At 71.9% G+C, this 13064-nt stretch carries 11 protein-coding genes and 1 pseudogene; 7 read left to right on the top strand and 5 right to left on the bottom strand.

All coding sequences use genetic code 11. The annotated features are described in order from the left end of the window. Positions 1 to 1885 (top strand): TRAP transporter permease (locus AC1MIR_RS06015; protein ID WP_480027278.1); only part of this gene is annotated, 1885 nt, incomplete at its 5' end. Here the strand turns inward: AC1MIR_RS06015 and AC1MIR_RS06010 are convergent. Genes AC1MIR_RS06010 through ilvE form a run of 4 tightly spaced genes read right to left on the bottom strand, consistent with a single transcriptional unit; the run spans position 1865 to position 5965 of the window. Further along, the gene (locus AC1MIR_RS06010; RefSeq protein ID WP_480027277.1) at positions 1865 to 2911 is read right to left on the bottom strand and encodes a CaiB/BaiF CoA transferase family protein; all 1047 of its coding nucleotides are present in this window, start codon (positions 2909 to 2911) and stop codon (positions 1865 to 1867) included. The two genes, AC1MIR_RS06015 and AC1MIR_RS06010, sit on opposite strands and share 21 nt — an antisense overlap. Then, complete coding sequence (locus tag AC1MIR_RS06005; protein WP_480027276.1) at positions 2908 to 3825, bottom strand: HpcH/HpaI aldolase/citrate lyase family protein; 918 nt, start codon at positions 3823 to 3825, stop codon at positions 2908 to 2910. Before AC1MIR_RS06005 ends, AC1MIR_RS06010 begins: the two co-directional genes overlap by 4 nt. Next, a complete protein-coding gene (locus AC1MIR_RS06000) occupies positions 3822 to 5012 on the bottom strand; it encodes a CaiB/BaiF CoA transferase family protein (protein ID WP_480027275.1) in 1191 nt (396 codons plus the stop codon). The genes AC1MIR_RS06005 and AC1MIR_RS06000 overlap by 4 nt, the downstream gene beginning before the upstream one ends. 47 nt (positions 5013 to 5059) lie before the next feature. Beyond that, on the bottom strand, positions 5060 to 5965 hold the full coding sequence (ilvE, locus tag AC1MIR_RS05995) for a branched-chain-amino-acid transaminase (RefSeq protein ID WP_480027274.1): 906 nt from the start codon (positions 5963 to 5965) through the stop codon (positions 5060 to 5062). Positions 5966 to 6039: 74 nt separating this feature from the next. On the opposite strand from ilvE, the gene AC1MIR_RS05990 reads away from it, so the two are divergent. The 6 genes from AC1MIR_RS05990 to AC1MIR_RS05965 all read left to right on the top strand — a co-directional run bounded on the left by AC1MIR_RS05990 (position 6040) and on the right by AC1MIR_RS05965 (position 12819). Further along, a complete protein-coding gene (locus tag AC1MIR_RS05990) occupies positions 6040 to 6720 on the top strand; it encodes an alpha/beta fold hydrolase (protein ID WP_480027273.1) in 681 nt (226 codons plus the stop codon). Between the two features lie 21 nt (positions 6721 to 6741). Continuing rightward, on the top strand, positions 6742 to 7125 hold the full coding sequence (locus AC1MIR_RS05985; RefSeq protein WP_480027272.1) for an alpha/beta fold hydrolase: 384 nt from the start codon (positions 6742 to 6744) through the stop codon (positions 7123 to 7125). A 9-nt stretch (positions 7126 to 7134) separates the two neighbouring features. Next, positions 7135 to 8751, top strand: coding sequence for a carboxyl transferase domain-containing protein (locus AC1MIR_RS05980; protein ID WP_480027271.1), 1617 nt, complete (start codon positions 7135 to 7137; stop codon positions 8749 to 8751). Next, complete coding sequence (locus AC1MIR_RS05975; RefSeq protein WP_480027270.1) at positions 8748 to 10721, top strand: acetyl/propionyl/methylcrotonyl-CoA carboxylase subunit alpha; 1974 nt, start codon at positions 8748 to 8750, stop codon at positions 10719 to 10721. Before AC1MIR_RS05980 ends, AC1MIR_RS05975 begins: the two co-directional genes overlap by 4 nt. Positions 10722 to 10879: 158 nt before the next feature. After that, positions 10880 to 11839, top strand: a complete 960-nt coding sequence (locus AC1MIR_RS05970; RefSeq protein ID WP_480027269.1) for a Bug family tripartite tricarboxylate transporter substrate binding protein — start codon at positions 10880 to 10882, stop codon at positions 11837 to 11839. 5 nt (positions 11840 to 11844) lie between these two features. Next, on the top strand, positions 11845 to 12819 hold the full coding sequence (locus AC1MIR_RS05965) for a Bug family tripartite tricarboxylate transporter substrate binding protein (protein WP_480027268.1): 975 nt from the start codon (positions 11845 to 11847) through the stop codon (positions 12817 to 12819). A 36-nt stretch (positions 12820 to 12855) separates the two neighbouring features. Here AC1MIR_RS05965 and AC1MIR_RS05960 read toward each other — a convergent pair. Continuing rightward, positions 12856 to 13064, bottom strand: a pseudogene (locus tag AC1MIR_RS05960) (hypothetical protein); the annotation flags it as partial.

Here is a 13064-nt window from a genome sequence, read left to right as displayed (position 1 = left end):
GTGCGGCGCTCGCCCCCCCCGGCCGCCCCCCCGCCGGGGGGGCCCCCCCCGGCCGCTGCTGCTGGCGCTGACCGCGCTGCTCGTCGGCTTCCTCTGCGTCACCGCGGTGTATGGCCAGCTGCCGAACATCCAGCAGCGCAACATCGCCGTCACGCTGGTGCTGCTGATCGGCCTGATCAGCTTCCCCGCCCATGCCGGCGCGCGCGACCGCGTGCCCTGGTACGACTGGGCGATGGCCGCCTTGCTGGTCGTGGCCGCGGTCAACCTGCACCTGAAGTTCTGGGACATCATGATGGACCCGATGTCGGCCATCGCGATGCCCGACCTTGTGCTGGGCCTCTGCGTCGCCGCCATCACGGTGGAGGTCTCCCGCCGGGCCGTCGGCTCCTCCTTTGCGGTGCTTGTCGTCATCGCGGTGCTCTACACGCTCTACGGCAACCTGATCCCCGGCCGCTTCGCGCATACCGGCCTCACCTGGCAGTTCCTGGCGGAGAACGTCTATTTCAGCACCTCCGGCCTGTGGGGACCGCTGACGGATTCCTTCGTCAGCCTGATCGCGCTCTTCGTCATCTTCGGCGCGCTGATGATGAACACCGGCGTCGGCGCGGCGATGATGGATGCGGCGAAGCTCGCCGCGGGCCGCTTCACCGGGGGCGCGGCGAAGATCGCGGTGGTGTCCTCGGCGATGGTCGGCACCATCACCGGCTCCTCCGTCACCAATGTCGCGATGACGGGGCAGTTCACCATCCCGCTGATGAAGCGGCTCGGCTACAAGCCGGCCGTCGCCGGCGCGGTGGAGGCCACCGCCTCTTCCGGCGGGCAGATCACGCCGCCGCTGATGGGGGCGGGGCTTTTCCTGATGGCGGATTTCCTCAGCGTGCCGGTCACCGACATCATGCTGGCGGCGCTGATCCCGGCCTTCCTGTTCTATGTCGGCGTGCTCGCCTCGGTGCATTTCGACAGCGCGAAGGAGGGCGTCGGCGGCGTCCCGCCGGAGGAGATGCCGGATCCGCGCCGGCTGCGCGATCCGCGCGTGGTCATCCCGCTGCTGCTGCCCTTCGTCGTCCTCATCGGCATGATCGCGCAGGGCTGGCCGGTTTCCTGGTCGGTGCTGGCGGCCTCGGCCGCGATCGCGCTGACGCATCTGCTGACCGCGCGCAGCCTGGGCGAGCTGGCGAAGAACACGCGCGAACTCGTGAATGCGCTGATCGAGACAGGGCCGGGCCTCGTTACGCTCGGCGCGTTGATCGCTGCGGCTTCCGTGCTGGTAGGACTGATCGATCTGACGGGTGTGGGCGTGAAGTTCACCGAGGTGATCCTCGGCCTATCGGATGGCAGCCTGATCGTCACGCTGCTGCTCTCGGCGGCGGTGATGCTGCTGCTGGGCATGGGGATGCCGACGACGGCTGCCTATGTGCTCTCCACCGCGGTCATCGTCGTGGCGCTGCAGCGCGTGGGGCTTTCGCCGCTGCAGGCGCATCTCTTCGCCTTCTACGTGGCGACGCTCTCCGCGCTGACGCCTCCGGTCTGCGCGGCGGTCTTCGTCGCCGCCGGCATTGCCGGCGCGCCCTGGACCGAGACCGCGTACCACACGGTCCGTCTGGCGATCATCAAATACCTGCTGCCCTTCCTGTTTGCACTGCACCCGGCGCTGCTGATGGAAGGCAGCGTTGCGATGGTGCTGGTCACGCTCGTCGTCGCGGTGATCGGCACGGTGCTGATGAGCGCATCGCTCTCCGGCTACCTGGTCGCGCCGCTGCACCCGCTGGCGCGAGTCGCGCTCTTCGTCGCCTCCGCGCTGATCCTGGCGCCGGAGCCGATCAGCAGCCTGGTCGGGCTGGCGATGGCGGCCGCCCTGGCCTGGCTACTCCGCCGCAGAGGCTGAGGGCAGGAAGTCGCGCAGGCCGCAGCGGTCATAGCCATGCGGCACGGCGCCGGGCACGGCGAGAGCGCCGGCAGCCTCATCCTGGGTGCGCACCACATCGCCGCGCGCGGCGAAATACGGATCCTGCTGCAGGCTCATGCCGTCCTGCACCGGCACGGCCTCCACGCCCGCCGCGCGCAGCGCCGCCAGCGCATCCGGCCGTGCCTGCGTCGCGGCCAGGGCATCGAGGTCGAGCATGCTGCCCGGCTCGATGATCGCCGCGATCCAGCCGCCATCAACGCAGCGCGCCGTCGCGATGCGCCGCTGCCCCGGCGCGCCGAAGCCCCAGGGATCGTTGCTGCCCTGCCGGCGCGGTGCGCCGCCGAGCAGCCGCGTGAGAGCAGCCTGGCATTCCGCCATGCGCAGCAGCGGCTCGTAGAGCGCGACATCCACATGCGCGCCGCGCCCGGTGCCGAGCACGTCCCGCGCATGGAGCGCCGCCGCCACGCCATACACCGCGGCGAGGCCGGCGCAGGCATCCGCCAGGCTGAACCCGGCATGCAGCGGAATGTTTTGTGGCGCGCCGGTCAGCGCGACGGCGCCCGAGAACGCCTCGGCGATCTTCCCGAAGCCCGGTCGCGGCGCATAGGGGCCGGTCTGGCCGAAGCCCGAAATACTCGCCATCACCAGCCGCGGATTGCGCGCGGACAGCGCCTTCCAGCCGAAGCCGAGGCGGTCCATCACGCCCGGCCGGTTGTTCTCCAGCAGCACATCCGCCGCATCCACCAGCGCGAGGAACGCCGCGCGACCATCCTCCCCCTTCAGGTCCAGCGTGACCAGCCGCTTGTTGCGGGAGGCGACATGCCACCACAGCGGCACGCCGTTCGCCCGAACGCCCATGTTGCGCAGCGCGTCGCCGCCATCGGGCCGCTCCACCTTCACGACCTCGGCGCCGAATTCCGCCAGCAGGCTCGCGGCATAGGGCGCCGCGATGACGCTGCCGAGCTCCACCACCTTCACGCCGCGCAGCGGCAGGGGCGCGCTCATGCCGGCAGCACGCCGAAGCGGCGCGCCGCGCGCACCAGGTCCTCCGCATAGGGGATCATCGCGTAGTCCACCATCTGCCCGCGATAGGAGACGGCGCCGAGGCCCTTCGCCTCCGCTTCGCGCATCGCTGCGATCATGCCGGCGAAATGCTCGGCCTGCTCGCGCGTCGGCGTGAAGATTTCGTGCGCGATCGCGACATGGGACGGGTGGATCAGCACCGCGCCCGTAAAGCCATAGTGATGGGCTCGCTGCGCGAGCGTGCGGACATGGTCGTGGTCGTCCAGCGCCGTGCCGATGAGGCTGCCCATCGGATAGGGCGCGCCGGCCGCGCGGCTCTCCAGCACGATCTTGCAGGCAAGAAAAACCTGCTCCGTGCCGTCCCGTGTCGGGATGAAGCCGGCGGCGCGCGCCACATCGCCGATGATCGGCCCGCCCACCACGCCGATCAGCCCGCGCACCCGCGGGCTTGCCGCCGCCAGCTCGCGCGCGTCGCACATCCCCACCGCCGTCTCCGGCAGCGGCATGATCGCGACGGAACGGAAGGGCAGCCCGGCGCGACCCTCCGCGAAGCCGAGCGCCGCGTCGAGGTCCTGCACCTCCCGCGCGCTTGCCGCCTTGGGCAGCATCACGCCGGCATAGCCTTCCGCCGCCACCGCGATCGCATCCTCGATGCCGCCCTGGTCCAGCGCATTGATGCGCACGAAGGCCGGGATGCCGTGGCCGCGCAGGAAGCCGATCGCCTCCCGCGCCTGGTCGCGCGCGCCGATCTTGTGCTGCGGCGGCACGGCATCCTCCAGGTCGAGCACCACGCTGTCCGGCGCGAAGCGCGGCACCTTGGCCACGAAGTCCGGCCGATGCGCCGGCACGAACAGCATCGAGCGCAGCGGCCAGATCGATTCGTTCGAAGCCGTCATGCCCAGATCACTCCCGTCCTGCGCAGTGCCGCGATGTCGTCGGGCCCAAAGCCCAGCGAGACCAGCACGGCATCGCTGTCCGCGCCCGGCGCCCGGCCCGCATGGCGCACCGCACCGCCCAGGCCGCGCGGCATCACGCCGGGCATGGTCACGCTGCCGCCTTCCGGCAGCGACACCTCCACGAAGCCCTCGCGCGCCGCGACATGCGGGTCGGCCAGCAGCTCGCCGGCATCGAGGATCGGCCCCACCACCACATCGTTCGCCTGCACCAGCGCCAGCGCCTCCGCCGTGTCGTGGCGCGCCATCCACTCGGCGATGCGCGCCTCGATCTCGTCCATATGCGCGCGGCGATCGGCCTGGGTGCGGAAGCGCGGATCGGCGGCCAGCGCATCGCCGCCGATCATGCGCAGCATGCGCTCCGCCACGGCGTTGGTCGCGGCCGAGACGGTCAGCAGCCCGCCGTCGCGCGTGCGGAAGACGTTGCCGATATTGGCGTTCATCGGGAAGCGGTTGCCGCAGCGCAGCTCCGCCCGGCCCTGCGCCGCCGCGACGGGAAGCTGCCATTCGATCATGCGCATCAGCCCCTCATGCAGGGCGAAGCCGAGCGGCGCGGGCGCGCGACCTTCCAGCGCGGCGGCGCGCTGCTCGAACAGCGCGGCGGCGGCGGCGAGCATGCCGGTGGCGTGCTCGGCCAGCGGGATTTCCGGCAGCACCGGCGGGCCACCGGTCTCGCCGGTCAGCGCCATCATCCCGCTCGCCGCGCCCGCAAGTTCCGGCGCGGTGCTCCAGGGCCAAAGCGCCGGCCGGTCCGCGCCGGTCGGGAACAGATGCACGTCCTGCGGCGGGTTCGCCGCCCGCGCCGCAGCGGCAAGCCATGGCGCCGCATCGTCGTCGCGCAGCATCATGCGCGCCGCGCCCACCAGCCCGTCGAGCACCGGCGCGGCATCCGGATGCGCCGCATCCACCGCCAGCGAGAGCTTGTTGCGCGCGGCGATCGGCCACCAGACGCGCCGCACCGGCTCCGGGCCCAGCCGGCGCAGCGCCGATCCGCCGGGCGGTTCGCAGACGATCACGCGCGCCCCGAGATCGGCGAGCAGCGCGGCGCCGAAGGCCGGTCCGGGCGAGCCCGAAAGCTCCAGCACCGTCAGCGCCGCCAGCGGCCCTGCCTCCCTCCCATCCCTTGTCATGCCGCGCGCCTCCGCCGCGGATCGAAGCATGGTCGCACGCCGCGCGGCTAGACCGGCGTGCGCCATTCCGGATGCGCGTCGCTGGTGCCGCGCACCACGCCCTCATAGGCCGCCTGCAGTCGGCGGGTGATCGCGCCGGGCTTGCCGTCCCCGACCGGCAGGCGGTCCACGCTCGTCACGGCCACCAGCTCCTGCCCGGTGCCGCAGAGGAAGACCTCGTCCGCGACGTAGAGCTCCGTGCGGTCCACCTCGCGCTCCTCCACCGCGATGCCGGCCTCGCGCGCCAGCACCATCACGGTGTCGCGCGTGATGCTCTCCAGGATGTCGCTGCTGCGGCCCGGCGTCGCCAGCACGCCGTCGCGCACCAGGAACAGGCAGGCGGCCGCGGCCTCGCTCACCTTGGCGCGCTGCGTCAGCAGGATCGCGCTGTCATAGCCATCGGCCTTGGCCTGCAGCGTGGCGAGGCGCGAGGCGTGATAGTTCGCGCTGGCCTTGATCCGCGGCGGCATGGCGTTGTCCGGCAGACGCGTCCAGGAGGAGACCTGCGCGGCCAGCCCCGTCGCGAATTTCGCCGAGCGTTCGCGCGGCAGCGCCGCCGCGATCCAGCCGACCGGCCCGGTGGTCGCCATCATTCCCATGCCTTCGATCTGCACCTGCAGGCGCAGATAGGCGTCCTCGTCCGGCTCGTTCAGCCGGATCACCTCCAGCACCGCCTGGCGCAGCGTGTCCTTCGAAGGCGGATCGGCCAGGCGCAGCACCTTCATCCCCTGCGCCAGCCGATCCAGATGCTCCTCCAGCCGGAAGACGGAGAAGCCGCCGCCTGGATGCCGATAGGCGCGCAGCCCCTCGAACACGGCGATGCCGAAGGCCACGCCGAGCGCGAGCGGATGGATGCGCGCCTCCGCGAAGGGGATCGCCTGCCCGTTGTGGATGATGGTGCGGGCCTGCCACATGGCGGTCTTGCTCCCTTCGCGAACCGGGGCGAGTCTGTCCCGGCACGGGGCGCATGGGAAGGGCGATGCAGCCATTGGACGGACTTCCGCGGGGCATCCGCGCGCGCATCGTCGCGGGCGTGAACGGCCTCGCCATGCATGTGCTGGAGGCGGGCGAGGCGGGCCGGCCCGCGCTGCTGCTGCTGCACGGCTTCCCGGAGCTTGCGTATTCGTGGCGGAAGGTGATGCCGGCCCTCGCCGCCGCCGGCTTCCATGTGATCGCGCCGGACCAGCGCGGCTATGGCCGCACCACGGGCGGGAGCGCCGACTACGATGCCGACATCGCGCCCTTCCGCATGCCGAACCTGGTGCGCGACCAGTTGGCGCTGCTGCACGCGCTTGGCATCGCGCGCGTCCAGGCGGCAATCGGCCATGATTTCGGCTCGCCGGTCGCGGCCTGCTGCGCGCTGATCCGCCCCGACATTTTCGCGCGCGTCGTGATGATGAGCTCGCCCTTCGCCGGCGCGCCGGGCTGGGATGCGCCGCCGCGCGACACGGTGCATGAGGACCTCGCGGCGCTCGATCCGCCGCGCAAGCACTACCAGTGGTACTATGCGACGCGCCCGGCAAACGAGGACATGCTGCAGGCGAAGCAGGGCCTGCATGCCTTCCTGCGCGCCTACTACCACCACAAGAGCGCGGACTGGCCGGAGAACCGGCCCTTCGAGCTGGCCGGCTGGACCGCGACGGAGCTTGCGAAGCTGCCCACCTACTAGGTGATGCATGCCAAGGAGACCATGGCCGAGACCGTCGCGCCGCACATGCCGCATGGCACGTGCGACTGGCTGACGGAGGCGGAGCTTGCGGTCTATGTGGCCGAGTATGCGCGCACCGGCTTCCAGGGTGGGCTGAACTGGTATCGCTGCCAGACCGGCGGCGCCAATGCGGCGGAGCTGCGCCTGTTCAGCGGAATGCGCATCACGGTGCCGAGCCTCTTCGTCGCGGGCGCGGCCGATTGGGGCATCCACCAGTTCCCCGGCGCGCTGCGGCGGATGCGGGAGGACGCCTGCACGGACATGCGTGGCGTCCACCTGGTGCCCGGCGCCGGCCACTGGGTTCAGCAGGAACAGCCGGAGGCGGTGATCCGGCATCTGCTGGATTTTCTGCGCGCGACGGGGTGAAGTGAGGGCATGGCCGTCCTCGCCACCGCCGCCGATCCCCGTTCCGACGCGTTTCGGGCCAACGCGGCCGCGATGGAGGAGCTCGTCGCGCAGCTGCGCGCGACGGTGGAACGCATCCGCGAAGGCGGCGGGGAGGCGGCGCGCAAGCGGCATCTGGACCGCGGAAAGCTGCTGCCGCGGGAGCGCATCCGCACGCTGCTGGACGCAGCCTCGCCGTTCCTGGAATTCTCGCAGCTCGCCGCGCACGGGATGTACGGAGAAGACATCCCGGCCGCGGGCATCATCACCGGCATCGGCCGCGTCTCGGGCCGCGAATGCGTGATCGTCGCGAACGACGCGACGGTGAAGGGCGGCACCTACTACCCGATGACGGTGAAGAAGCATCTGCGCGCGCAGGAGATCGCTGAGCAGAACCGGCTGCCTTGCATCTACCTGGTCGATTCCGGCGGCGCGAACCTGCCGAACCAGGACGAGGTCTTCCCCGACCGCGACCATTTCGGCCGCATCTTCTTCAACCAGGCGCGGATGAGCGCCGCGGGCATCCCGCAGATCGCCGTGGTGATGGGAAGCTGCACGGCCGGCGGCGCCTATGTGCCGGCGATGTCCGACCAGGCGATCATCGTGCGCAACCAGGGCACGATCTTCCTCGGCGGACCGCCGCTGGTGAAGGCCGCGACGGGCGAGGTGGTGACGGCGGAGGAGCTGGGCGGCGGCGACCTGCACAGCCGCACCTCCGGCGTCACGGACCACCTGGCGGAGAGCGACGCGCATGCGCTGGGCCTCGCGCGGCGCATTGTCGCCGGGCTGAACCGCGCGAAGCCCGTGGGTGCGGACGACCTCGCGCCGCCGCGCGCGCCGCTCTACGAGGGGATCGGCGGCGTGATCCCCGCCGACATCCGCGAACCCTACGACGTGCGGGAGGTGATCGCACGCGTCGTGGACGGCTCCGAATTCGACGAGTTCAAGCCCCTGTACGGGCCTACGCTCGTCACCGGCTTCGCGCGCATCTGGGGCTACCGCGTCGGCATCGTCGCGAACAACGGCGTGCTGTTTTCCGAGTCCGCGCAGAAGGGCGCGCATTTCATCGAGCTCTGCGACCAGCGCGGCATCCCGCTGGTCTTCCTGCAGAACATCACGGGCTTCATGGTCGGCCGGAAATACGAGTCCGGCGGCATCGCCAAGGACGGCGCGAAGATGGTCACCGCGGTCGCCACCGCGCGCGTGCCGAAATTCACCGTGATCATCGGCGGCAGCTTCGGCGCCGGCAATTACGGCATGTGCGGCCGCGCCTATGCGCCGCGCTTCCTGTTCATGTGGCCGAATGCGCGCATATCCGTGATGGGCGGCACCCAGGCCGCGAGCGTGCTCGCGCAGATCCGCCGCGATGCGCTGGAAGCGCGTGGCCAGCGGTGGTCCGAAGACGACGAAACAAAATTCAAGGCGCCGATCGAGGCGCAGTATGAGGCGCAGGGCAATCCCACCTATGCGTCGGCGCGGCTGTGGGACGATGGCGTGATCGCGCCCGAGGATACGCGCATGGTGCTGGCGCTGTGCCTCTCGGCGGCGCGGAACAATCCTGTCGCCGGATGGGCCGGGGAGGCGCGCTTCGGCGCGTTCCGGATGTGACCGTCTCCACCCTCCTGATCGCCAACCGCGGCGAGATCGCCTGTCGCGTCATTCGCACCGCGCGCCGCATGGGCCTGCGCACCGTCGCCGTCTTCTCCGACGCCGACGCCGAGGCGATGCATGTCGCGATGGCGGACGCCGCCATCCGCATCGGCCCCGCCCCCGCACGCGAAAGCTACCTGAAGATCCCCGCGCTCCTAGCCGCCGCGCGCGAGACCGGCGCGGACGCCATCCATCCCGGCTACGGCTTCCTCTCCGAGAATGCCGACTTCGCCGAGGCCTGCGCCGCCGCTGGCATCACCTTCGTCGGCCCGCCGCCCGAGGCGATCCGCGCCATGGGCAGCAAGGCCGCCGCGAAGGCGCTGATGGAGCAGGCCGGCGTGCCGCTCGTTCCCGGCTATCACGGCGCCGACCAGTCCGAGGCCACGCTGCGCGCGGCCGCGGCGCGCATCGGCTTCCCGATCCTGGTCAAGGCCAGCGCCGGCGGCGGCGGCAAGGGCATGAAGATCGCCCAGGATGCCGCCGAGCTGGATGAGGCCATCGCGCTTGCGCGCGGCGAGGCGCTGGCGGCCTTCGGCGACGATCGCCTGCTGCTGGAACGCTACCTGACGAAGCCGCGCCACATCGAGATCCAGGTCTTTTGCGACACGCAGGGCAACGCGCTGTCGCTGTTCGAGCGCGACTGCTCCATCCAGCGACGCCACCAGAAGGTGGTGGAGGAAGCGCCCGCGCCCGGCATGACCGGAGAGCGCCGCGCCGCCATGGGCAAGGCCGCGTGCGACGCCGCGCGCGCCATCGGCTATGTCGGCGCCGGCACGGTCGAATTCATTGCCGAGGGCGACGCATTCCACTTCATGGAGATGAACACCCGCCTGCAGGTGGAGCATCCCGTCACCGAGGCGATCACCGGCCTCGATCTCGTCGAATGGCAGCTCCGCGTCGCCGCCGGCAAGCCGTTGCCGACGCTGCACCCCGCCATCGCCGGTCACGCCATCGAGGTCCGTCTCTACGCGGAAGATCCCGCGCGCGACTTCGCGCCGAGCACCGGCACGCTGCGTCACCTGGCATTCCCGGCGGGCGAGGGCATCCGCGTGGATGCCGGCGTGCGGCAAGGCGACGCGGTCTCCGTCAACTACGACCCGATGCTGGCGAAAATCATCGCGCATGGCGCGGATCGCGAGGAGGCGCGGCGCCGCCTGCTGCGCGCCGTCACGCAGACGGAAGTCGCGGGCGTGCGCACCAACCTGCCGCTGCTGCGCGCCATCCTCGCCAACCCCGACTTTGCCGCCGCCGATCTCGACACCGGCTTCATCGCGCGCCATGCGGAGACGCTGCTCGCCCCCGCCCAGGGCGCGCCGCGCGTCGCGCTCGCCGCCGCGGTGCTTCGCCTGCTGCGCGACGAGCCCGTGACCGATCCCGCCGATCCGCATGCGCCCTGGGGCCTCGCGAATGCCTGGCGCCTCAACGGCGAGGGCTGGCAGGATTTTTCGCTCTTGGACGGCGACGCCACGCATGTCATCCGCGCGCATCTTGGCGAGCATCTCAGGCTCGACCTGCCGGGCGGCGCCGTGCGCGTCGAAGGCGCGCGCCGGGACGGCGACGCGCTGTCCTTCCGCCTGGACGGCGCGGCCATCCGCGCGCGCGTGCTGCGCGAGGGCGATGCGCTTTCCGTCATCCTCGACGGCGCGACGCATGATCTGCGCCACCGCGATCCGCGCGCAGCCTCCGGCGCCGCGGACAGCGCCGGCGGCCGCGTGGTGGCACCCATGCCCGGCCGAGTGCTGCAGGTCCTGATCGCACCCGGCGACGCGGTCGCGCGCGGTGCCGTGCTGCTGGTGATCGAGGCGATGAAGGTGCAGATGCGCATCACCGCGCCGGCCGACGGCATCATCGCCGCGCTGCGCTGCGCGCCCGGCGACCTGGTCGAGGACGGGGCGGAGCTCGTCACGCTGGAAGCCGCCGCAGCTTGACTTGCCGGAAGGCGCACAACAAAATGCTTAGATAACGAAGCATTCCACGGCGAAGCATGCCTGAAGGAACGACGGATGGCCGCGCGCTGCGTGGGTCCGTCGCACCGGCAGGAAGCCTGGCCCGGATGAGCGGCGAGACGACCCTGGGAGGAACGGCCATGAACAGCATCACCCGCCGCGGAACGCTTGCGCTCGGCGCCTTCGCGCTGGCGGCGCCCGCCCTGGCGCAGGGTCGCAACGTGCGCTTCGTCGTGCCCTATCCGCCGGGCGGCACCACCGACCTGACGGGCCGGCTGATCGCGCCCAAGGCGGCCGAAAGCCTCGGCCAGACCTGGGTGATCGAGAACCGCTCCGGCGCCAATGGCGCGGTCGGCGCGGAAGCCGTGGCGCGCAGCGCGCCGGACGGCAACACGCTGCTCTACTCGAACGAGGTGCTGACGGTGCTGCCCTTCGTGCAGCGCAGCGTGCCCTTCGACCTGCAGGCGGATTTCACGCCGGTCGCGCGCACCGTCTCCATCCCCTACGTGATGATCGGCAATGCCGGCCTCGCGCCGCAGAACCTCGCCCAGCTGCTGGAGGCGATCCGCCGTACGCCGCAGCAGATCTCCTTCGCAGGCTCCTCGCTCGGCTCGGTCGGGCAGCTTGCCACCGCGGCGCTGTGGCAGAAGCTCGGCGTCGAGGGCACCTTCGTCTCCTATCGCGGCACCGGCCCGGCGATGAACGATCTCGTCTCCGGCGCGGTGAGCCTGTTCATCGCGCCTGTCGGCCCGGCGCTGCCGCTGGTGCGCGACGGGCGCGCGCGCGCCTATGCGGTGACCAGCGCGCAGCGCGAGGCGGTGCTGCCCGACGTGCCGACGCTGGCCGAGGCGGGCTTCCCGGACCTGGTCTATGAAGGCTGGTGCGGGCTCTGGGGGCCGAAGGGGCTGCCCGACGATCTCACCGCGCGGATCAACGCCGCGGTCAACCAGTCCGCCAACGAGGCGGCGGTGAAGCAGCGCATGGCCGGCCTCGGCCTCACGGCGCTCAGCGAGACGCCGCAGGCCTTCGCCCAGCGCATCGCGGCCGAGATCCCGCGCAACCGCGCCCTCGTCGCCGCCGCGCGCATCCAGCCGGAGTGAGGACGATGCTCTCTCGCAGGACCTTCTCCCTCGCCACGCTGGCGCTGCCCGGCATCGCGCGCGCCCAGGGCACGCAGGCCGCATGGTCGCCGGAGCGGCCGATCCGCGTGATCGTCCCCTTCGGCGCCGGCGGCCCCACCGATGTCGTCGCGCGGCTTGTGGCGGAACCCGCCGCCGCGGCGCTCGGCCAGCCGGTGGTGATCGAGAACCGCCCCGGCGCCGGCGGCAACATCGGCACCCGCGCCGTGGCCCAGGCGGCGCCCGATGGCCATACGCTGGTGCTGAACGCCGCCTCGCCGCTGGTGATCAACCAGTTCCTCTACCAGGACATGGGCTACGATCCGGCCACCGCCTTCACCCCGATCAGCCGCCTCACCACCGGTCCGCTGCTGGTGGTGACCAACCCGAGCCTGCCCTTCCGCAGCATCGGCGACCTGATCGCGGAGGCGAAGCGCAGGCCGGGCGAGCTGAACTACGCCACCGCCGGCAACGGCACGGTGCCGCATCTGGCGACCGAGCTCTTCATGCGCGCCGCCGATATCCGCCTGACCAACGTCACCTACCGCCAGACGCCGGATGCGACGCAGTCGGTGATGCGCGGCGACACCGCGGTGTTCTTCGACAGCCCGGCAAGCATCCGGCATGTGCAGGCCGGCACGCTGCGCGCCCTGGCGGTCACCACGCCCGCCCGCTTCGCGCCCTTCCCGGAGATCCCGACGGTCGCCGAATCGGGCGGTCCGGCCATTTCGGTGGAAGCCTGGTATGGCCTGCTCGCGCCCTCCGGCACGCCGGCGGCGGCGATCGCGCGGCTGCACGCCGCCTTCGTCGCCGCGCTGCAGCGACCGGAGGTCGCGACGCGCATCGCCGCGCTCGGCTTCGCCCCGGTCGGCGACTCGCCCGACAGCTTCCGGGGCTTCCTGGCTGCCGAGGCGCCGAAATGGGGCGAGGTGATCCGCGCCGCCGGGATCAGGATCCAGTAGCGTCGCGAAGGGCCGCGGCCGGGCCGGGCCTCCGGTTCAGCCTCGGCCGCCGCGGCGGGCGGCGCTCGGCGCCGTGGCACCCGCCGGCCGCCCGGCATCGAAGCCGAGGAAACCGATATCCGGCTGCGGCGCGCCGCCGTCATTGGCCCAGAGCCGGGCGCCGCGGGGCGTGGCGCCGGCCGGGCCCCCCCCCCCCGGCCCCCCCCCCGCGGCCCCCCCCCCCACCCCCCCGGCGGCGCGGGGGC

The organism is Falsiroseomonas sp. RANM36, from assembly GCF_056682175.1.
This window is presented reverse-complemented; position numbering and strand designations above follow the sequence as displayed.

Excerpts from the sequence above, each read along its gene's own strand:
- ilvE (WP_480027274.1), bottom strand. The coding sequence starts at position 5,965 with ATGTGGCAGGCCCGCACCATCATCCACAACGGGCAGGCGATCCCCTTC.
- AC1MIR_RS05970 (WP_480027269.1), top strand. The coding sequence starts at position 10,880 with ATGAACAGCATCACCCGCCGCGGAACGCTTGCGCTCGGCGCCTTCGCG.
- AC1MIR_RS05980 (WP_480027271.1), top strand. The coding sequence starts at position 7,135 with ATGGCCGTCCTCGCCACCGCCGCCGATCCCCGTTCCGACGCGTTTCGG.
- AC1MIR_RS06005 (WP_480027276.1), bottom strand. The coding sequence starts at position 3,825 with ATGACGGCTTCGAACGAATCGATCTGGCCGCTGCGCTCGATGCTGTTC.
- AC1MIR_RS06010 (WP_480027277.1), bottom strand. The coding sequence starts at position 2,911 with ATGAGCGCGCCCCTGCCGCTGCGCGGCGTGAAGGTGGTGGAGCTCGGC.
- AC1MIR_RS05965 (WP_480027268.1), top strand. The coding sequence starts at position 11,845 with ATGCTCTCTCGCAGGACCTTCTCCCTCGCCACGCTGGCGCTGCCCGGC.
- AC1MIR_RS05985 (WP_480027272.1), top strand. The coding sequence starts at position 6,742 with ATGGCCGAGACCGTCGCGCCGCACATGCCGCATGGCACGTGCGACTGG.
- AC1MIR_RS06000 (WP_480027275.1), bottom strand. The coding sequence starts at position 5,012 with ATGACAAGGGATGGGAGGGAGGCAGGGCCGCTGGCGGCGCTGACGGTG.